The 23,371-nt window shown below is 34.6% G+C and carries 11 protein-coding genes; 10 read left to right on the forward strand and 1 reads right to left on the reverse strand.

Annotation, left to right across the window (positions count from 1 at the left end):
- The first annotated feature begins 50 nt into the window (after nucleotides 1–50).
- From L3049_RS13625 to L3049_RS13650, 6 genes are all read left to right on the forward strand, one after another.
- On the forward strand, nucleotides 51–3,695 hold the full coding sequence (locus L3049_RS13625; RefSeq protein ID WP_275110366.1) for a SusC/RagA family TonB-linked outer membrane protein: 3,645 nt from the start codon (nucleotides 51–53) through the stop codon (nucleotides 3,693–3,695).
- A gap of 109 nt (nucleotides 3,696–3,804) precedes the next feature.
- The gene (locus tag L3049_RS13630; protein WP_275110367.1) at nucleotides 3,805–5,331 is read left to right on the forward strand and encodes a RagB/SusD family nutrient uptake outer membrane protein; all 1,527 of its coding nucleotides are present in this window, start codon (nucleotides 3,805–3,807) and stop codon (nucleotides 5,329–5,331) included.
- A 1-nt stretch (nucleotide 5,332) separates the two neighbouring features.
- Nucleotides 5,333–6,184 (forward strand): zinc-binding metallopeptidase, encoded by an 852-nt coding sequence (locus L3049_RS13635; protein ID WP_275110368.1) that lies wholly within the window; start codon nucleotides 5,333–5,335, stop codon nucleotides 6,182–6,184.
- A 120-nt stretch (nucleotides 6,185–6,304) separates the two neighbouring features.
- On the forward strand, nucleotides 6,305–7,594 hold the full coding sequence (locus L3049_RS13640) for a DUF4302 domain-containing protein (protein WP_275110369.1): 1,290 nt from the start codon (nucleotides 6,305–6,307) through the stop codon (nucleotides 7,592–7,594).
- A gap of 152 nt (nucleotides 7,595–7,746) precedes the next feature.
- Nucleotides 7,747–7,944, forward strand: a complete 198-nt coding sequence (locus L3049_RS13645) for a hypothetical protein (protein WP_275110370.1) — start codon at nucleotides 7,747–7,749, stop codon at nucleotides 7,942–7,944.
- A gap of 82 nt (nucleotides 7,945–8,026) precedes the next feature.
- Nucleotides 8,027–8,236 carry a hypothetical protein gene (locus L3049_RS13650; RefSeq protein WP_275110371.1) on the forward strand — a complete coding sequence of 70 codons (210 nt, stop codon included), beginning with the start codon at nucleotides 8,027–8,029 and terminating at the stop codon, nucleotides 8,234–8,236.
- 586 nt (nucleotides 8,237–8,822) lie between these two features.
- Here L3049_RS13650 and L3049_RS13655 read toward each other — a convergent pair.
- Entirely contained in the window at nucleotides 8,823–12,935 is a 4,113-nt protein-coding gene (locus tag L3049_RS13655; RefSeq protein ID WP_275110372.1) for a hybrid sensor histidine kinase/response regulator transcription factor, read from the reverse strand.
- A 973-nt stretch (nucleotides 12,936–13,908) separates the two neighbouring features.
- Here L3049_RS13655 and L3049_RS13660 point away from each other — a divergent pair.
- The 4 genes from L3049_RS13660 to L3049_RS13675 all read left to right on the forward strand — a co-directional run bounded on the left by L3049_RS13660 (nucleotide 13,909) and on the right by L3049_RS13675 (nucleotide 23,345).
- On the forward strand, nucleotides 13,909–17,163 hold the full coding sequence (locus L3049_RS13660; RefSeq protein ID WP_275110373.1) for a SusC/RagA family TonB-linked outer membrane protein: 3,255 nt from the start codon (nucleotides 13,909–13,911) through the stop codon (nucleotides 17,161–17,163).
- Nucleotides 17,164–17,189: 26 nt separating this feature from the next.
- A complete protein-coding gene (locus L3049_RS13665) occupies nucleotides 17,190–19,091 on the forward strand; it encodes a RagB/SusD family nutrient uptake outer membrane protein (protein ID WP_275110374.1) in 1,902 nt (633 codons plus the stop codon).
- 427 nt (nucleotides 19,092–19,518) lie between these two features.
- A complete protein-coding gene (locus tag L3049_RS13670; protein WP_275110375.1) occupies nucleotides 19,519–20,727 on the forward strand; it encodes a glycoside hydrolase family 88 protein in 1,209 nt (402 codons plus the stop codon).
- An 83-nt stretch (nucleotides 20,728–20,810) separates the two neighbouring features.
- Nucleotides 20,811–23,345: a COG1470 family protein gene (locus L3049_RS13675; protein WP_275110376.1), complete on the forward strand. Its 2,535-nt coding sequence runs from the start codon at nucleotides 20,811–20,813 to the stop codon at nucleotides 23,343–23,345.
- The last annotated feature ends 26 nt before the right edge of the window (nucleotides 23,346–23,371 follow it).

The raw sequence follows: 23,371 nt of genomic DNA on the forward strand, positions 1-23,371 counted from the left end.
TCTAATCATTCTCATTGCATAAGCAATGAGTAAAACGTAACCCTAAAAATATGAAAAAAAATCGAGAATGGCGGTGTTTTTCACCGACCATTAGGAAATTCATGCTTCTAATGAAACTAACCCTATTTTTATTTTTTGCTTTTACCTTTCAGCTTTCAGCTGAAGTAAGTCTTGGACAGGCTGTTAGCTTGAGCTCTGGAGAGATTTCAGTCCGAGATGTATTTAAAAATTTAAAACAGCAAACCGGTACCTATTTTATGTATCAGGAAGATGCTGTTAGCCACCAACTCTCGGTTGATTTAAATTTCGACGAAGCTACTTTGGAAGAAGTTTTGGATCAGGTTTGTGCTCAAACAGATCTTCAGTATGATATTGTTGAAGATTACGTTTTAATTACAAAAGGAACTCCTGTAATTGTTGCCCCAACAGTTCAGGAAGAACGAAAAATTACCGGTGTTGTTGTCGATGATAAAGGAATTGCCTTACCAGGTGTATCTGTTATTGTAAAAGGTACAACCATGGGAGTAACAACCGACTTCGATGGTAAATATGTAATCGTTGTTCCAGACGAGTATCAAATTCTTTTGTATTCTTTTGTGGGTACATCTCCAAAGGAACACAAATTGGCAAAAGGAGAGTTAGTTGTAAACGTAACTCTTGAAAATCAGTCAGAACAATTGGGAGAGGTAGTTGTAACAACGGGATATCAAAGAATTGATCGTAAGTTATTTGCTGGTTCTGCAACAAAGTTAGATGCAAAGGAAACAAAGATTGAAGGTATTGTGGATGTGAGTAGAATGATTGAAGGTCGTTCGGCTGGTGTTCAGGTGCAAAATGTATCTGGTACTTTTGGTGCGGCACCAAAAATTCGTGTTCGTGGTGCTTCTTCAATTTACGGAGATCAGAAACCTTTGTGGGTTGTTGATGGTGTTGTTTTGGAAGATCTTGTGAATGTTTCTGCTGATGAATTGTCTTCAGGAGATGCTGAAACGTTGATTAGTTCTTCGGTAGCTGGTATCAACTCTGATGATATTGAAAGTTTTCAGATTTTGAAGGATGCTGCTGCAACTGCACTATACGGAGCTAAAGCGATGAATGGTGTAATTGTGATTACCACTAAAAAAGGTACAAAAGGCAAAACAAGAATTAGCTATACTTCTAATTATACAGTTAAAATGAAGCCTGAGTATTCGGATTACAACATCATGAATTCAAAGGACCAGATGTCTGTATATTCTCAAATGGAAGACAAAGGATGGTTAAATCATGCTGCAATTGCGAAAAGAAAAGATGGTGGCGTTTACTTAAAAATGTACGATCTGATCAATCAATATGATCCTGCAACAGGATTTGGTCTAGAAAATACGCCTGAAGCTCGTGCACGCTTTCTTCAAAAGTATGAAATGGCAAATACCGACTGGTTCGACATTCTATTTAAAAACTCAATTGCTCAGGAACACTCAGTAAGTTTATCAAGTGGAACAGATCGTTCTCAAACTTATGTTTCTACAAGTTTTTACAACGACGAAGGCTGGTCAGTTTCATCAAAAGTGAAGCGTTATACTGCTAACTTTAAAAATACAATTCAAATCAACGACAAGTTAAAAGTTGGTTTTAGTTCTGTAGGTTCTATTCGAGAGCAAGATGCTCCAGGAACAACCAAACGTGTTGATAATGTATTTGAAGGTACTTATTCTCGTTCTTTTGATATCAATCCATTTTCTTATGCTTTGAATACATCTAGAACGATGAGAGCTTACGATGACAATGGAAATTATGAATTCTACAAGAGAGATTTTGCTCCTTTCAATATCTTACACGAGTTAGAGAATAACAAAATCAAACTGAATATTTTAGATTTAAATCTTCAAGCTGATTTAGAGTACAAGTTCAATCCACATTTGACTTATAATTTTATTGGTTCATTACGATATGTGAAGTCGACCAGAGAGCATGAAATTACTGAACAAAGTAATTATGCAATGGCTCACAGAATGGCTCCGAATTCAACGGTTCGTAAAGCAAATCAATTGTTGTATTTAGATCCTGAAAATCCAAATGGAGAGAGAGTATCTGTACTTCCTGAAGGTGGATTTTACAACAGATATGAGAACTTCTTGAAGAGTACTTATATCAGAAACGTCTTGACTTATAACAATACGATTAAGGAAACTCACCTTGTTAATGCTTTGTTCGGACAGGAAATTAAATCTTCCGATCGTCAAGGGTATTTTAACAATGGACCTGGATACCAATATGGTTCTGGTGGTGTGCCTTTTATCGATTACAGATATTACAAGCAAGCACTAGAAGGAAATCAGGATGTTTACAGTATGGGATGGACCTATGATCGTTACCTGGCTTTCTTTACCAACTTGGCTTATTCTTACAAAGGAAAGTACACGATTAACGGTACTGCTCGTGTTGATGGATCAAACCAATTGGGACAAGATCGTAGTTCTAGATGGTTACCAACTTGGAACCTTTCAGCTTCTTGGAATGTAACAGAAGAAGATTGGATGCAAGATCAAACGCTAATTTCAATGTTAAAATTTCGTGGAACTTATGGTTTGACCGCTTCTATGGGAATGGCAACCAATTCGACTGCAATTTTAAGAAATCAAGTTACCAACAGACCTTATCTATCAGAAAAGGAAACGGGAATTGAGATTGAAAGTTTAGAAAATTCTGAATTAACCTGGGAAAAACAATACGAGACCAATATAGGTGTTGATTTGGGTTTACTTAAAAACAGAATTAGTATTATCTCGGATGTATACTATCGTCAAGGTTTCGATTTGATTGGTGTTTTGAAAACCAGTGGTATTGGAGGTGAAGGTTACAAATATGGTAACTATGCTGATATGACATCGAAGGGTATCGAATTGACATTGAATACGAAAAATATTGTAACGAACAATTTCTCTTGGACCTCGAATCTTACGTTTGCTTACAATGATAATGAAATTACAAACCTAAAGAGCAAGCCTAGAGTTTACGACTTGGTATTAGCTGAGGGTGGTGCAATTGAAGGTAGTGAGGTTCGTTCTTTGTATTCAATTCCATTTGCTGGATTAGATGAATATGGTGTTCCAACTTTTTATGGTGAAGATGGTGAAGTGACTCAGGAAATTAATCTTCAGTCGAATGTTACCGATTACTTAAAGTACGAAGGTCCTGTTGATCCTAAAATCACTGGTGGTTTTGATAATAAATTCAAATATAAAAATTGGGCTTTAAGTGTATTTGTTTCTTATGCTGCAGGTAATAAGATTCGTTTGAATCCTGTTTTTAAAGCGCAATACAACGATATGGATGCCATGTCGAATGAATTTAAGAACCGTTGGACCATGTTTGGAGATGAGAATGTAACGAACATACCAACCATCTTAAGTCAGAGACAAGAGTCAGACATGTACGATTACCCAATGAGTTATTACAACTATAGCTCTGCCAGAGTTGCAAACGGAGATTTTGTTCGTTTGAAATCATTGGCGTTAACCTACAATTTTCCGAAAGGAATGGTTAGTAAATTGGGTTTAAACAATGTTAGCTTAAAGGCACAAGCTACCAATCTATGGTTGATTTATTCAGACAAAGATTTGTATGGACAAGATCCAGAATTTTACAGTTCAGGAGGAGTTGCATTGCCTCAGCCAAAGCAATTTACAATGACATTGAAAGTTGGATTATAAAGGAAATGATCATGAAACGTCCATTGTAAAATCATCATGAAATTAGTTAAAAGATGATCGTTTTATATTGGAAAGTTCCATCTGATAATTAAATATCAAATTAGAACAGATGAAAATATTATATAAAGGTTTATTACTACTAGCAGTAGGATCGACATTGTTCTCTTGCGACGATTACCTGGATAAGGTGCCCGACAACAGAACAGAGATAAAAGAGAAAGAGCAAATTGCAAAAATTTTGGTTAACGCATATCCTAAAACAAGTTATGCTGCACTTTGCGAAACCATGTCCGATAATGTTGGAGATAAAGGAAGCGATGGTTTTCTGACTTCTGAAAATTCGGAAGCTTATAAATACGTTGAAAACTTCACAAAGGAGGATCAAAACAACCCAATTTTTTATTGGAACTATGCTTATACTGCAATTGCACATGCAAATCAGGCATTGTTGGAAATTGAAAAATTGGAGCAAGAAGGTGTTACTGGTCTAGATTCATACCGAGGCGAAGCTTTGGTATGTAGAGCTTATACTCACTTTATGTTGGTGAATATGTTTGCTCCAGATTACGATGCAGCAACGGCATCTACAGATTTAGGTATTCCTTATGTAGAGGAAGTAGAAACTGAATTGTTGAAAGATTACAAAAGACAAACAGTGGCTCAGGTTTATGAAAAGGTAGAAGCTGATTTGTTGGAAGGAATGAACTTGTTAGATGATACTCGTTATTCAGTGCCAAAATATCACTTTACAATTGCCTCGGCAAAAGCTTTTGCTTCCCGTTTGTATTTATGGATGGGTAGAGATGCTAGCGATTATTCCAAATCTTTAGATTATGCGAATGATGTGTTGGGTGCAAATCCAGCAGCAATGCTTCGTGATTACAAAGGATTTTATGCAAGCGCAAGTTACTACGATAAGGAAGCTCAGTACACGAAAGCGACTGAAACGCCAAACTTATTGCTAAGTGAGTGTATCGATAATTGGGGATACTACTACGCTTATTTGCGTTTTTCTTTAACCGGACTGTTATCTGGCGAAATATTCGAAATGGGAGCAACTGCAACTTGGGGGTTGAGCTATGCTCATACCATTCATGGAGGAACAGATTATGCTCACTTTCCGAAGTGGAGAGTACATGAAATTAAAGACAATCCATCGGATAATTCGTTTGTACCTTCTTTTATGATGCCACTGTTTACAACTGATGAGTTGATGTATAATCGCATTGAAGCCTTGTTGTATTTAGATGAAATTGATGCTGTTCTTGCTGATTTTAACATCTTAATAAATACTAGAGTGAAGTACTCTACAGAGTTGAGTAAATATGATATCAATCATTTTTATACAACTGGTGAAATGGTGTTTTTTCCACCTTGGGAATTACCAACCTACGAAACTCCTGAAGAAATTGCTGAGTTAAAAGGTTCTATGTTTCAATTTTATCTTGATTTGAAGCGTAAAGATTTTATCCACGAAGGAATGAGATGGTTTGATATTAGAAGATTCGATTTGGAAGTAACACACGAAACAGCAGATGGTGAAACTTTTACATTGGAAGCAAAAGATCTAAAGAAAACACTTCAGATTCCTGAAATAGCAGTTGCTAACGGTCTACAACCTAATAAAAGAAATTAATATGAAATTATATAAATATTTATTCCTGATAATGCTTGCTACCTCCTTTGTAGCTTGCGATAAGGAAGAGGATTTAGGTGAATCCAATATCATTATTGATGATACGAAAAATGAAATTGATCAATGGATTTACGATCACTTTACGAAACCTTATAATGTTGAAATAAAGTACGAATGGGACGATACAGAGCTTGAAAATAGTAAAGTGTTAACACCACCTTCTTTGGAAAAAATCATTCCTTTTTTAGAGGTGTTGTTAGAAGCTTGGGTAGAACCTTATGCCGAATTTGGGGGAGAAGATTTTGTTAAAAAAATGATCCCTAAACAAATCATTTTGGTAGGAAGTCAAAATATGAATACGAACGGAACCATGGTGCAGGGAACAGCCGAAGGGGGACGAAAAGTGGTTTTGTATCAAATCAACGAGTTTACTTATAGTAATTGGTCTTTTTTAAAGAGATTGATGCACATTATGCACCATGAGTTTGGACACATTCTTCATCAGGATGTCTTATACCCTGAAGAGTTTAAACAAGTTACTCCAGGCGGATATACAGCTGCATGGATGAATGTAAGTGAAGAAGATGCTTTGGATGAAGGTTTTATTTCTCCTTACTCGAAAAATATTATTGATGATGATTGGGTGGAGATTATTGCCTACATGCTAACCAATAGTAAGTTGGAGTACGATACGCACATTCAAAGAGGTAGTTATCAGGGACAAGCTATTCTTAGAGTAAAAGAAGAAATGGTGGTTAACTATTATCAAAATGTTTGGGATATTGACATGTATGCTCTTCAAGAAAGAATTCATGAAGTATTCGAAATGGTCCGATTGAGAGAGGACAACTAAATTCAATAAGTTTTATACAGGTTAATCCCGAATTAGTTCTTGTAAAACTAATCGGGCTTGCCTGATATTAATAGAATGTTCATTGAGAAATGAACTGTTTAATATGAAAAATTGAACCAAATGAAAAATATATATTTATTAATACTGGCAAGTTTTGTTTTGTTTACTTCCTGCGATAATGAAGTCGATGAATTGTTCGAACTTTCATCTCAGGAACGAATTAACGAGGCTACACAAGAATACAAGGATATTCTTACAGCACCAGAAAATGGATGGTTGATTGAAGTAATTCCAACCGACGAGGCTATGGGCGCATTTAATGCCTATGCGAAGTTTACCAAGGAAGGAATGAGTTATTTGAGCAATGATTTTAATGCTTATAGAATTGAGGCAGTAACCGATTCTTCCTTATACCGTGTGGGTTACACGCAAGGAATGACCATTACCTTCACCACATTTTCTCAAATGAATTATTTCTCGAATCCAAACAACAGTTGGGGCGCAGGAAAAGGTGGAGATATTGAGCTTTTAGTAAAAGAAATCTCCGACGATGAAATTGTTTGTGAGGGTAAGGTGAACAAAGGATCTTATATCTTCAGAAAAGCAGGTGTGTCAGATCATACTGCAGCTTTGCAGGAGATTATGAACATGGAAACAAAGATGATCAAACAAACTTATTTGAGTGATTACGCTTTTCCTTCTTTGATTCTTGAAGATGGTAAAAAAATTAGCTTTTCTTATAATGCTATCCGAAAATCAGTGCGAGTAAGTACTTTTTTACAAACAGCTGAAGGATTGTTAGAAGATGTAGTCTATCATAAGGTAAAATGGGACAATAAAGGATTTACATTATTGGATCCGATTACCGTAGATGGTAAGGATATTACCAGATTGGATTACAATGCTGATGAGGAGGTTTTTAAAACGCCAAGTGATCAAGTTCAAGCAGTTTTTCGAGTAGATCCATGGCCCCCAGTTCAAATTAAAGGAATGGCCGAGAAGTTTAATGAGATAGGTTGGGGTGATGTTATACGATACAGTAGAGGCCTGCAAACAAAGGTTAGTGATTTTGGCTTTTTATATCCTGATTTTAAAAAAATAGTGTATTGTAATCAGTATTATGGATGCGGATGGTTTTTTAATACGAGTAACTATTGGCCTTTCGCTATCATCAAAGATAAGAAGGCTACTGTACTCGATGAAGATGTAATTGCTTTTGAATACGATGGCTGTAACAACAGGTATTACACTCCTTTTAAGTTAGAAGATCGCCTAGCAACACCAGAAGGACAAGTGCTTAAGGATATTTTATTCTCTGAAAAAGGCTTTCGTTTGTTTACCTCTGATAATGAAAATATTTACCTTATTAGTATGGATGACCCAAGTGATTGGATGATTATAAATGTCTAATAAGAAGAATGGAAGAATGATTATCTGCTGGTTTTGTTTGATTCTACATTCAAAACCAGTAGTTCGTCTTCTATAAATTTGTTCAAATAAACTAAATGCTGAAGTCTAGCGTATTTTTAAGAATAATAATAAGGTAAATTAGCTGTGTTAATATGAAAACGAAAACAAAAACAATTTTAGCTCTTATTCCAATGTTTATAAGTGTTGTGTGGGTAGCTACTGTTTTTGTAATGCAAATACAACAGGAAATTTGGAACTGGAAGTTTTATGCATCCTTCCTAGCATTCTTAGGTTTTACTGCGCTATTCTTAACATTTCTATTTTGGGCTATTGGTAGAGGTAAAATTTAGGATAAATATCCTCAAGTTTTGGTCGATAGACTTTATTTGTTGTCTTTGAAAATATACATAGAGGCATTAAAATTCCAAGAATATGAAACTGAAAAACTTAGATAAGAATAAAGTTTTCTGGCTGATAAAGAAAACAATTGTAACGTTTATTTTAGTGTTGGTAATGGATTATTTTGTCTTTGATGTGAAGTTAGATGTACGTGCATATATCTCTGCTCTTTTATTTGGTGTAACCTTAACTGTATGGGAATTCTATTTCCCAGCTTATGGAAAGAGTAAAAACAAAGAATAAATAAAAATAGAGAAGGACTCGAATTTTGTGAGTCTATAAAATATTTTTTTTTCAGATAAAAGAAAGTGGTTAGTCTTTTATTACATTTAGTAGTAGTGAATTTGAGTGATTGCAGCTAGACTTGGTCTGGCTGCTTTTTTTATGCTGAAAAATTCCCTGTTTAGCTTAATTAAAACATCAATGCCAATTTAATGTGTAATGTTCACTAGGCTGAGCGACCTAGATATTTATACACCCTAATAAAAAGTAGTAGTAGACTATAAGGTTCTTTAAATCGACACTGATGTATTTAATAACTAAATGTGCTATGAATGTATTAAAATTATGTTGAAAGTTGAGTTGTCAAATGTGCCAAGTTTATTAAGTTCACAATTTAAGCCTGTTTAATCTCTTTTTAGTTCGTTTTAGGCATGAAAGTTATGAAAGGCCTATTGCTTTTAATGTTTTGGAATGAAATGACTCATTAACGACCATGGAACCTTAGCTTTTTTCACAAAGCGTTCCTTAATCATTAGATCATTTTTGATTGATCCTCTTTAGGGATTTGCATGTCTTAATTTAACAAGAATAAACAGAAGTAATAGAGTTATACTTGGTTTGATTGATTAGTGTCACCATTAATTTTCTTCAAATGACATTCTGAAAACTGTTTAGGCGTTTGTCCATATTGATTTTTAAATAGGGAGATAAAATGAGAAACATCAGAGAATCCAACCATAAAGGTTACTTCGTTTACATTATGGTGTTGCTTAATTAATAATTCAGCTGCATGCTTTAAACGAATATCTCTAATATATTTACTAGGAGTTGTATTCAAGAGCGCCTTAAACTTCCTAAATAACTGACTTCTACTCATTCCTAGTTCTGAACTTAAGCCTTCAACCGATAAATCAAAATCAGAAATTTTTAATGTAATAAGCTCCGATACTTTATCAAGAAAAAGTTTATCTAATGGAGGAATATCACAGGTTTCATCAATTAGATCAATATTATTTGTTTCTGCATTGTTATATTTTTCCTTAATATTTTCGCGCAATTGAAGAATGTTTTCAACTTGAATTTTTAGCAAATCGATATTAAATGGTTTCTCTATATAGGCATCGGCATGGTGGCGGAAACCTTCTATTTTTTGATCATCAGATGTTCTTGCAGTTAAAAGAATAACAGGAATATGAGAGGTGATAAAATCAGTTTTTATCGAATTGCATAATTCCAAACCATTCATTTTAGGCATCATAATGTCCGATAAAATAAGATCAGGCATCTGTTCTTTTGCTTTTTTCAAAGCCATTTCACCATTCGTACATTCAATAAGGGTATACTCTTCAAAATTTGATAGTAGATATTCTCTTAAATCATCATGGTCTTCAACAATCATGACAGTTTCTTTTTTGCTTACAAGTTCCGTTTGCGTTTCTTCAAACTGAATTGATTGAGGTATTGTTGGTTGATCTGTAAAATTAGAACCATTATAAGATATTGTCGTAATCTCTTCTGTTTTAAAGGATTTTTTATCGATAGGAATGGTAAAGGAAAAACAAGTTCCTCTATCAATTTCACTTTCTACATCAATATTTCCACGGTGCAGATTAACTAAGCTTTTTGTAAACGATAAACCGATTCCTGCTCCAGTTTGATGATGATCTACAAAATCGGTTGTGTAAAATCGATCAAATACTTTTCCTAATGAATCGGAAGGTATTCCAACTCCATCGTCTTTTACTTTAAGAATAGCTTTATCATTTTCTATTTGTACCGAAAGTTCAATATTGCCCCCTTCATTGGTGAATTTAATGGCGTTGGAAAGTAAGTTAAACAATACTTTCTCTAAAATGCTAAAATCGAACCAGCATTGAGCTGTATTTTGCTCAGATCCTGAGAATAGTAGGTTTATGTTTTTGTTTTGAGCTATGTCTTCAAAGCTATTGAATATTTCTTTTGATTCTTTAATGATATCTCCTTGAGCAACTTTAAGTCTGATTCTATTTTCTTCAATTCTTCTGAAATCCATTAACTGGTTAATGAGACGAAGTAATCGTTGAGCGTTTCTATTCATGCTCAATAAATTTGATTTAAGTTTCGGGTCCTTCGTTTCGTAATGCGTTAATTTTTCTAAAGGCGCTGTTATAAGGGTTAATGGTGTTCTTAATTCATGAGAGATATTTGTGAAAAATCTCAATCTATTTTTACCAGCTTCATCAATTCTTTGTTTTTCTAGAATCTCTGCTTTTAATTTGTTCTCGTGGTTTGTTCGGTAGGTGATAATAGCTGAAAATAAGCTAAGTAAAAGAATCAGAAGGACAAAATAGATGAAAATTGCTGTTTTGCTTTTCCAAAAAGGAGGCCAAACCTTAACACGAACAGAGGTGCCCTCGTTATTCCATAAACCATCATTATTTGAAGCGATCACCTTAAATGTATAATCGCCTGCAGGTAAATGTGTGTAAGTTGCAATTCTGTTGTGTTCTGCATTCTTCCAGTCGTTATCATACCCTTCCAATTTATAACGATATTTGTTATTCTCAGGAGAAGTGTAATTGATACCAATAAACTCAAAGGAAAAAGACGATTGTTCGTAGGTTAGCTCTAACTCGTTGGTTAAACTAATATGCTTTGTTAGTGGAGAACCTGGAGCTCCTATTTCTACAGGTTCGTTAAGAACCAACATTTCAGTTAATAGTACATTGGGAATATTGGGGTTGTCTTTGATCGAATCGGGATGAAAGATATTGAATCCATTGGTACCAGAGAATAGTAAATAACCATTGCTGGTCTTTAAAGAGACAAATTCCTCAAATACATTGGATTGAAGACCATCATGTTTATCGTAGTTTTTAAACGATTTTTTATTGGCATTTAATTTCGAAATTCCCCCTTTTGTACTCACCCATATATTATTAATGTCATCGACCAAAACAGCACAAATGTTGTCATTACTTAAGCCATCATTTTCGGTAAATACTTTGTTGGTTCCTTCTTTAGGATTGTGTTGTACTAAACCTTTATTTGTAGCAAACCAGATTGTTCCGTCAAGATCTTGAGTGATGTTATTTATACGCGTTTTTTTATCAAGTATTCGTTTCGAATCGGTTAGTTCGAATTGTTTAGCGATACCTTTAGTTTTGTTGTATTTGTATACACCATTCGACCATGTACCAATCAGGATGTCTTCACCAGTATCAAAAAAACATCTTGCATAAGTAACATTTTTTAAATGCGAATACTGCTTACTGATAGGGTTGTAGATATCTGTGTAGGAATTGTTTCCAATCCATATTTTACCATCGAAATCTTTATAGATGGAATAGATATTATTATTTGATATAGAATTTCTTGTTGAATTGGCTTTTGAAAATTGTGAGAAAATATTTTCTTTTTTGTGATAAGTGAAAATTCCACTACCAAAGGTGCCTACTAATAATTTTCCTGCTTCCAGTTCATTTATTGCGATTACAATATCGTTATCAATCCAATTTGCTTTTGATTTATCGGCTTTGTAATTCTTAAAAATTCTTTTTTTAGCATTGAATTTGCTAATTCCACCACCTTCTTTTGTGCCAATCCATAGTTCTCCATCCGAATCTTCAAACAGAGCTCTTACACTATTACTCATTAAGCCTGTTTTTGTATAATCAAAATGATAATGATCAAATAGTTTTCTGTTTTTATCAATGAAATTGAGACCGTTATTATAGCTGCCAATCCAAACGTTACCAAATTTGTCGGTGTACATTACGATTGGAGTTTTACTTTGTAATCCTTTGGGATTATAAAGGTCTGGTTGTAGAAAATCAGATTCGCCAGTACTTTGGTTAAGTACCATTACGCCTAAATCTTTTATACCGGCCAGGATAATGTCATTATTATAGGAAGTTATGGTCGCAATCCAATTGTATTCTGTCGATTCCATTTCTGGTTCGTAATACTTGGAAATACGATCATTTGCACAAATGTAAATCGAATTGCTTTGTTTGCTTCCGATCCATAATGTATTTTTAGAGTCAACATACAGACTTGTAATGTGTAAAGGATCTCCGTTTTTTAAAGTGTAATTTACCTTTTGGTATGAATCCGTTTCTGGGATATAATAATAAAGTCCTTTTTCGGAACCGAACCACAAACGTTGGTTTTTATCCTCACAAATGGCGGTCAAATTTTTAGGTACACTCTTATTTATTTTTGAGATGTTAATAAATTGATCCTTTTGGGGCATATATTTAAACAATCCATCGCTAAATCCCTCATTAAATCCTTCAACCCAAACATTACTTTGGCTATCGACACAAACAGATCCGCGAGCAAAAGGACTGTAGGTCGTGTTCGTATTTGTGAATGTGCCGTAATTTATAAATTTATAAGATGTTTTATCGAATTTAGAAATCCCAGATGATGTAACCAGCCATAAACAGTTTCTTGTCGGATCTTCAGCAATAGAGGAGATAAAATTATCGGCAAATGCACTACTGTCAGATGGCGTATTTTCAAAATGGTCAAATGAATACCCATTAAAACGACACAAACCATCAGCAGTTCCAATCCAAATAAAGCCATCCTGATCTTGAGTAATTGAGTTTACCCAGTTCGATATCAATCCATTTTCATAGTTGTAATGTTTAAATGGAATGGTGTTCTGTGCATGTATAGATAAGAACTGAAAAAATACAATGTTTAAAAATAGCAATAGCGTTTTTTTACTCATAGTGGTTTTATTACATCCTTGAAATGTGGTGTGATTGTAACCTGAAATACGTAACTAGTTTTCAGTATCCATTGTAAGTAATGATAATTGGATTGACCAAAAATAGTTAAATGCTTCAGTAAAAAAAATACACATCTACAAATGAGCACGGTTTAAGTGCTATTTTGGGTGAATATATAATGGATAAATAAAAAGAATATGGACAAGCTGATCAAAAAGTAATAAGTTCGACACAGAATTCGGTTTCTTACCTGTTTTTTTGAATTTAGATCCTTTTTACGATTTGTAAATTTAGTTATCTAGAAATGGATAAGTTTTATCAAACTGCAAATCAACTTAAATTTTTTGTCCAATAATTAATAAAGAATTCTCATTTCTTGACAAAAATTGAATTCGTTTCAAAATTTAAAAAACGATTTTAGGTACTTTAAATTGGTATTTGTTTTGGTTTAAAATTGAAATGCGAATTTAATTTATACGAAAACAATACAATTGATCATTATTTGCAAAATCCATAAAGTACAAAAGGTGAGCGCATTAGGGGTATTCTGCAACAAGAGTCCTATAATTTGAAACAGATTTCCTATATAATTTACACATCTATGAATAGTTTTATTGCATGAAATTATTGGTGAAGGAAAAGCTTAAGGCAATCAGTAAAAATAAATATACCATATATATATACATGGTGTTTATTGCTTTATATGTGTGCTTAATGATTTACTTATTTTTTTGATTGTTTAAATAAACTTGAATCCCATTTAGGGTGAAAAGTTTTTTTTTCTTACGACCAGAAAACGTTTTCGAAGTAGGTTTTTCTTTTCGAATTCCAAATAATTATAAAAAATAAAAAATCGTGAATACGAAGTGTTATGTTGATAAAAAGAAAACGAGAGATGAACCAAACATCTCTCGCCAAATAATATCTAAAAATAGATATTATCATAATTATAACTTATAATCTTGCAAATTTATGAAAAAAAAATCATTTTTAAGGTATCTTACCTTTGGAGTTGGTTTAAAATGTGCCAGTTTTCTGTTGGTATTGATTTTATTCAATCTAACAGCTAATGCGAATCCTTTTTTCGCCATTAGTACAAATGAGACTGTTGGGGCTAAAAACCAACAAGCCCGAAAAATTACCGGTAAAGTGCTTGATGAGAGTGGAATTTCTCTTCCAGGAGTATCTGTAATCGTTAAAGGAACCACAATGGGAACTATCACAACCATTGATGGTGATTTTGCAATCAATGTTTCAGAAGGTGCTACAACACTTTTACTGACTTTTGTTGGTATGGAGAATGTTGAAATTGATATTCAAAACCAAGACTTCTTTGAAGTGAAAATGAAAGCTAGCTCAATAGGTTTAGATGAATTAGTTGTTGTTGGTTATGGTGCACAGAAAAAAGCCACAATGTCTGGTTCAGTTGCACAGGTAAAAGGAGATGAGATGCTTAAAGGTAAAGGTACCTCTAGTGCAGCTCTTGCTATTCAAGGTGAAATTCCTGGAGTACAAATAACACGTACATCAGCTCGTCCGGGTAACGAGAATATTGACATTAAGATTCGCGGTGATATTTCTGTAAATAATATTTCCCCACTTATTTTATTGGATGGATTACAAATACCTGAATGGCAGTTGTCAACTATCAATCCAAATGATATTGAAACTTATTCCGTTATTAAAGATGGTGCAGCAGCAATTTTTGGTACAAAGGCAGCTGGTGGAGTTCTTTTAATTACAACGAAAAAAGGTAAGGCAGGAAAGATTAAAGTTGAATACAATGCTGACCTACAGTTTACTATTCCTTACGAATGGCCTATTACTAATTTGCAGGAATTAGGAGAGCTGTGGACTCAAGCAGGTTCTAACGATGCAATTACATTTACTGATGGTGATGGTAACGAAGCAGTTGCTGGAGGAACTTATAAGTTTTTTAGTAAAGATCAATGGGAAAAAATTGCAAATGGTGAAATTCCTACAGAACAGTTGTTTGGTGCTTTTGATTTTAAATATGCAGACACTGACTATTTTGACGAAGTTTATGGTGTAACTACATCGCAAAGACACAATATTTCGATATCGGGAGGTAGTGATAAGGCAACATTTAGAACTTCATTGGGTTATGCTAATGATCGTTCTACTATGGATGTGTCATATGATGGTGCAAAGAAGTATAACTTTCGTACTAACTTGAACTACAAGGTAAACGATATGGTAACTGCAGATTTGAATGTTTCATATGATAACAGACAAATTGATGTGCCAACGCAAGGAGTGGGTGAAACAGTAAATGACCCTTGGTTATGGCCTGTTTATAATCCTGATGGAGAATATTATCATCTTTGGGGTGCTAGAAACGTTGTTGGAAAGCTAAAAGAAGGTGGTCGTACTGAAACTGAACAAGAAATATTCAGATTAGGTGGAAAAATCACATTAAATCTAGGTAAATACGTTAAAGGGCTATCGTTAAATTATCAAGGGAATATGATGTCTCGTAGAAATGATAAAACAGCTCGTAAAACAACTACTACTGTTTACGATTGGACTAGTGAAAATGTGATTTCTGAGGCATTATCAGGTACATCTGTAGATATTGATTTAAGTAAGATATTCTTTCAAAATCATGTGTTTCAAGCGAATTACAAACGTTCTTTTGGTAATCATAACTTAGGTGTTATGGTCGGAATGACTGCTGAAGAAGAGACAGTTACAAAGTATGAAATGTATCGTAAGAATATGGCATCCGATGAGCTTGATGCTTTGAATACAGGTGATGCTACCACACAAACTAATGGGGGTTCAGCTTATGCAACAGGCTTGGTATCTTACTTAGGTAGAGTAAATTACGATTATAATGGAATTTATTTATTAGAAGTTTCTGGTCGTCGTGATGGTTCTTCTCGTTTACATGAGGATAAACGTTGGAAAAATTTCTTAGGTGCTTCAACTGGTGTTAGACTATCAGAAATGGACTTTTTAAAAGATGGACTTTTCCAAAATTTAAAAATTCGTGCTTCTTATGGTGAAACTGGTTCTACAACAGGAATTGGTGCTTACGATTACTTTTCAACCATTTCTACTGGAGAAACATACTTTGGTTCTTCACCAAGTATCAACAATACAGCTTGGATCAAATCAATGACGTCTACTGATCGTACTTGGGAGCGTGTAGCAAAAACCAATTTTGGTGTTGATTTCACAACATTAAATAGTCGCCTTAGTGGAACATTTGAATATTTCAAGCACCAAAATAAGGACATGTTAATTAGTATCACTTACCCACAAGTTCTAGGAGCAAGTGCACCAAAGACAAATAGTGGTGACTTTAATAATCACGGATGGGAAGTATCTTTAAAGTGGAGAGATAAAATTGGTGAATTGAAATATAAAGTTGGTGTATCTATGTGGGATAGTAAATCAGAAGTTACTCACATGGAAGGAGCTCAAACTATTAAACATGGTGTAAATACAACGATTGAAGGAAAGCCATTAAATGCGATTTATGCCTACAGAACTGATGGGATTTTTCAAAATGAGGCTGAAGTGTTAGCTTATTACAATGATTATGGATTTACAGATCCTTCTGATCAATTAGCTAAAAAATCGGGTACTGCACTTCCAGATTACCGCAGTAATAACCGTTTAAGTCCAGGATCATACAGAAAAGTTGATGAAAATAACGATGGAATAATCAATGATGATGATTTATATTATTTCGGCGATGCCAACCCTCATTATAATTTTGGAATTAATCTAAGTGCAGAGTGGAGAAATTTCGATTTCAGTGCATTCTTCCAAGGTGTAGGTCAGCAGTATATTGTACGTAGTGGTACATTAGCTTACCCTTTCCGTGCATGGTGGATGAACCAGAATAATACATGGGCTGGTGATACATGGACTCCTGAGAATACGGGAGCAGATTATCCAGCAATAACCAACAACGGCAAACGTAAAGGTTGGAATTATGGAACCACGAATGATAACAATGTAATTAACGCCTGGTACATGCGTGCTAAAGTGATTTCATTGGGATATACCGTGCCTAAAGAACTTATACAGAATATTGGGCTTGAAAGAGTTCGTGTATCTGTTACTGGTAATGACATTTTTACATTTAGTAATGTAAAAGATGGTTTAGATCCTGAAAATGGAAGTTCTGCTCACGGTGGTAATGTAGATCCATTTAATTCATCATTAATTTTTAGCATTCAGGCTACATTTTAATTCTTTCAACTAAAATGAATATAGAAATGAAAAATATATATAAACAAATCAATAAGTTTAGTCTGGCATTAGCTGCAACAGGACTAATCTTTGGTGGCTGCGATGATTATTTGGATCAAGAGCCTAAAGACCAGGTAACTGAGGCGATTTATTACGAAACACAAGAACAATTTACGAATGCTTCTAATTATTTTTATACCCGTTTTGGTTGGGAAGAGGGTGATGGAGCTACAGATCTTTCAGGTAACATAGGTGACACTGATTATGCTTCTGGAAAAACAATTATTCCTGTTTCAGATGACATATGGAAAAATAACTACGTTTATTTACGAGTAATAAATCAACTGATTGAAAAAGCTGCAGAATACAATGGCGAGCAGTCTGAAATTTCAGCATCTCTTGGTACGGCGTATTTCTTTAGAGCTTGGCATCACAATAAATTGTTGTTGCGTTTTGGTGGTGTACCTATTGTTACCCGTTCTTTGGATGTAAGTTCCGAGGAGGTTTATGCTCCACGTAATAGTCGTTATGAAGTAGTTAATCAGATGGTTTCAGATTTAGATATGGCAATTTCTCTTTTGCCAACTGCTACATCTTTAGCTGATAGTGAGGTAGGTAAAATAACTGTTGAAGCAGCTAAGTCTTTCAAGGCTCGTATCTTGTTGCATGCTGCAACTTGGGAAAAGTATGTTAGTACAACTGCAGATGGCGATGGATCATCAGTAGGGGCAGGGTCTGCTAAACCAGCGGGATATCCTTCAGTTGATGAAATGTTTACTGAGGCTAAGAAAATGGCAACAGAAGTTATGAATAGTGGAGCTTTTGAACTATGGGACAAACGTGCGGAGATTGAAGCTGCATACCCAGGTTGGGGAGATCATCACCTGTTTTACTTTTTCTGTTTAGAAGATGGAACTTCTAATCCAGCTGGTCTTACCAAAGCTGATAACAAGGAGTTTATTATCCAAACAGTTTATGACTATATTTTAAGACAAAATAGAAATAATACAACTCATGCTAAACCTTGGGGACCATCACGTAAGTTGATGGATATGTATTTGTGTTCAGATGGTTTACCAGTGCAACATTCGGGTGTGTTTAACGGATACGGAATGATGACTTCAGAATTTCAAAATCGTGACCTGCGATTAGTTGGCTTGGTAAAAGAACCACTTAAAGAATACTGGGGATACGGATCAGGTACTGCAGGCGGTGGAGCTCAGTATGACAAAGATTTCTCTGATTTTTCTTGGGATTTCCGTTATGTTCCAAATTTAGATAACGAATCAGCTACTCGTAATATGGGATATGAAGGGCGAAAATTAACCCACGAAAATTATTACCGTGAAACAAGGACTCAGTCTTATAACTTTCCATTACTTCGTTATGCTGAGGTGTTGTTAATATATGCTGAGGCTGCATGTGAATTAGGAGATGGAGTAATTTCAGATGGTGATTTGGACCTTTCTATCAATAAAATCAGAGAGCGTTCTGGTGTAGCAGATTTAACAAATGCATTAATTTCTCCTTTTAGTGATTTAACAATGCTTGGTGAAATTCGTCGTGAGCGTGCTATTGAGTTGTTTGGAGAGAATTTCCGTTACGACGATTTAAAGCGTTGGGGAATTGCCGAAGAGGAATTGAATAAAAATGTTTGCGTTACTTATGTAGCAGGAACAGAATTTGAAACAGCAATAGATCCGATGGATGCAACACTTAATATTTATAATGCTAGTGCATGGTCTTATGGTTTAACGACTACAGAAGAAGCAACTTCATCTTATGCAGGTATTGCTTCTACAAAAGCTGGTGCTTTAATTATTGATGCAAGTGGAAACAGAAGATTTCAGCGTATGAATTATGTTGATCCAATTCCTTCTGTTCAGATTGAATTAAATGAGAACTTGTTACAAAATCCAGGATATTAATGGACTTTTTTTTCAAGTTTAGATAGAAATTAAACTAGTTAATAGTTTGGTTTATTAGTAACAATATCATTACGGGCAATTTATTTCTTAGGATTTATTATTGTCCGTAATGTTTGTTCTTATGAGAATGTGTTTGTTGATTTATATGATCAATATCAATTGAAATAATAATTGAATATTATTTGGTGGTTGAATCATACAGCTCTAAAATCTAGAACACTGGGAATGAATTATCGTTGGTGTAAAGCCAAAAAATACCCAATAAATTTAAGGTAGAAATGAATTGGAAAATCTAATTTATTTAAGGGAAGACCTTGTTTTGTACAAGGTGAAAATCAATTTGCAATAATAGTAACGAGGTTATGTGTTTTGAATGTGAATTATTTCGAAGCAAGAAAGCCTTAGTTAGCATCAAATAAAGGAATTAATGAAGAGAATGAACAAACTGATAACAGCTTTTTTAATCTTAATTATAACTGTTTCATGTTCTAATGAGAAGAAAGCGATAGAAAAACTTGATACTGACAAGGTGTTGGAGTATTGTGTTGAGAAAGCACAGGAAACAATGAATGACTTAACTGATGTTGACAGTTTACCGAGGAATATATATCCTGGACAAAAAAAATGGAATAAAGTTGGTAATAAGGATTGGACTTGTGGATTTTGGCCAGGTGTACTTTGGTATGCTTATGAAGCCTCCAATGACTCTACGATATTAAAAAAAGCTAAAGATTTTACGAATCCCTTGCAAGCAGTTCTCGACGTTCCTGTTGATAACCACGATTTGGGTTTTATGTTGTATTGCAGTTTTGGAAATGGATATCGTCTTACTCAAGATCCTGAGTATCATGATTTTTTAATAGAAGCAGCGGATTCATTGGCAACATTGTATAACCCTAAGGTTGGAACGATATTATCTTGGCCTGTTATGCGAAAAAAAATGAACTGGCCTCACAATACGATCATCGACAACATGATCAATTTGGAACTTTTATTTTGGGCTTCAAAAAATGGTGGCGATAAATCTCTATATGATATGGCTGTAAAACATGCTGAAACTTGCATGACAACACTTATCAGACCTGATTTTAGCACTTACCATGTAGCTGTTTTCGATACAATTGATGGGCATTTTATCAAAGGTGTTACACATCAAGGTTATGCCGATGATTCTCAATGGGCACGTGGCCAAGGATGGGGAATTTATGGTTATACCATGTGTCACCGTGAAACTGGTAAGGTAGAATTTTTAGAAACAGCTAAGAAACTTGCTGATGTTTTTATTGATCGCTTATCTGAAGATGGTGTACCTTATTGGGATTTTAATGATCCTTCAATTCCGAATGCGCCAAAAGATGCCTCAGCAGCTGCTGTTGTTGCTTCTGGTATGTTGGAGCTTTCTACATTTATGAAAGACAAAGCAGATCAATTGAAATACAGAAATGCAGCCGTTTCTTTATTGACAAAACTTTCAACAGATATGTATTTAAGTAAGGATGTGAACCAGGCAATGTTATTGCATTCAACAGGACATCTACCTCATAATTCTGAAATTGATGCATCGATAATATATGCTGACTACTATTTTATAGAAGCATTGTTACGTTTGAAAAAAATAGAGGATAGCGAAAAATAAAATTTGTAAATGCACCTGTTTTAAGTAAGAGACTTAAAGCAGGTGCTTTAATAGTAAAGGAATTAAATTAAAAAAGAGTTAAAATGGGGCTGTTTAAATTGAATGTTAGGTTAATTAGAAAACTATTATTCTTATTAGTGATTTTGTTATCATGTTCAATTCAATCATATTCAATTGATTCTTGTCATGATAATGTAACTAAAGAATGCATATCCTTAGAAAGTAAAATTCTTTCTTTAAATGGGAATTCAGGAGAGACCGTGTCCTACTCTTTTGAATTGAAAAATAGTTATGATAGAACACAGATTATTCGCTTAAGTGTTAGAAAGGTACGAGAGTTAGCCTGTAAAACAGCTTTATCTGATACGCTAATTACACTTCAACCTCAAGCTAACTATAAGGGAACCCTTAAAGTAATTGTAAGTGATCGAATACCTGTTGGAGGACAAGAAAACATTACGATCCTTGTAAAAGATAGCCAAAATATTGAAGAGCATAGTTTGAAGTTTATAACTGTTCGATCAACACCTCACCCTTTTTTGTTGGTAACCAATGAAATCATAGAAGAATCAAAAGCAAAAATTGAAAAATATCCTTGGGCAAAGGAGAATTTAGCTAAAATGCTAAACACTTTGGATAAATTTCAGTTTCCAGAAAGAAAAATCATTACAAAACCAAGACCAACGAAGGTATGGTCAAGCTTGTCTTACATTGCTAGTGATGGCGAAAAGGCATTTCAATTGGCTTTGGCTTATAAGTTAACGAACAAGGTAAATTATCGAGAAAAGCTAATTGGGTTTATTAAGGAAGTTTGCGATAAAGAGGAAGGCTACCTTTCTATAGGAGCTGCAACTACAGGTGTGCAAGTTCATGAAGGAAATTTTTTCCTTTTTTTAGCTGCAGCTTGCGATATCGTTTACAACGAAGCTTCCTTGTCAGATGAAGACCGTGAAAACATTAAAAATACATTCCGTTTTTATCTGAAACAGAACAAAGGGCACATGAGTTCTTTGGGAATTATGAATCATCAAGCGAGTGCTAATGCTGGGGCTATTTTTGCAGCTCTTTTTTTGCAAGATATTGAAGAGGTAAATTACTTGATAGATGCTGATGGTGGTATGGCCGATCAAATATCGAAAGGCGTGATGGCTGATGGTTGGTGGTTCGAAGGAACTGTGAATTATTGTCATTTGGTTACACAAAGATATGTGTTAGTTGCACAGGCTTTTGAGAATTTTGGCTGGGATTTATATCACAGAAGATTTCCTGTTGAGTATAAAAGCAAGGATTTTGAGAATGCCAAAGAGGGATTTACTGGTATGAAGTTCGATAATTGGGGACCTACAGGCAAAAATACCAGAGGAGTAGAGGATTTGGTAGGTGCTTATATCCCCATGATGGATGAAAATGCCTGGGTTGTTTCCAGTAATGATTCCAAACTAACCAAGCCCGATATTTATTATGAATTAGCCTATAGACACTATCGTACAGATGAGTTGGCATGGGTGGTGAAAAATTCACAAAGAAATAGTTGGGTATCCTTGATGTATGGTTTGCCTAATCTACCTGAAGTAAAAGATCCAAGAACAAATTCAGATTTTGCCGCTAATGTTGGATTGGTAGCTTTAAGATCACAAGGAAAAGAACAAAAACCTGAAGAGCAAATACAAGCTTATTTTAAATTTGGTACCCATGGTGGTTGGCATGGACATTTCGATAGAACTGGGATGTTGGCCTTAGATCGTTATGGACATAAGTTCTTCGGAACAGAAATGGCTTGGTTTGGTTATGGTCATGCAGGATACAAAGAATGTGTTCAGACTTCAGCGACTCATAATATGGTCGTAGTTGATGAATTACAACAAGAGGCTGTTCCTTCTGAGCAAAAACTTTTTTACGCTGGCGAAATGATGCAAGTTAGTCTTACGGAAACCAATGCTCGTTGGCGAAAAATTCCAACCTTCAATATTGAAAAGTTTCCACCTTGGGATGATACTGATTTTGAAACAGAACCGATACTACAACGTCGACTTTCAATTGTTACAGATGATTATGTGCTAATTGCAGATTATGTGCGTGCATCAGAGAAACATACTTACGATTGGATGTTACACCCTATAGGATTGAAATCTGTAAAAGGTGCAATAAAAAAAGGAAAAGAATTAGCTGTTCTTAGTTCCTCAAACACTTCTCCCTACAAATATTTCAAAGCTGGCCAATGGTATAAAAAGAATAAAGGCACAGTGGTTCAGTTTGAGGACGAGAATGTCAATCTGGATGTTCATTTAATATGGCCAAAAAAGACTGCTATTTTAATCGCCAACTTTCCAAATGGAGGTAAGCAAAGCGGAATTAGGAATAACCCTAATCGCAGAACACTAGGAGTTCGAGGTGAAGCAAAGGAAATACTTTACTTAAATGTTTTGGAACCTTACAAGGGAGAAGCAATGATTACCAATATTGAATCGGTAGTTTCTAATGAAATAACGGTTTTCCTAAGAGATGGAAGAAAACAAAACATATCGATCGATCATTTGAAAGGAAAAGCGGAAGATGTTCAAGTTCAGATTGTTGAAGTTTTGAATAATGTTGATTTACGTAAGGAGTCAACAAATTAATAAGATAAAAAGAAATTAATGAGACT

This window comes from Labilibaculum sp. DW002, assembly GCF_029029525.1.
In the GTDB taxonomy this organism is placed as follows: Bacteria; Bacteroidota; Bacteroidia; order Bacteroidales; family Marinifilaceae; genus Paralabilibaculum; species Paralabilibaculum antarcticum.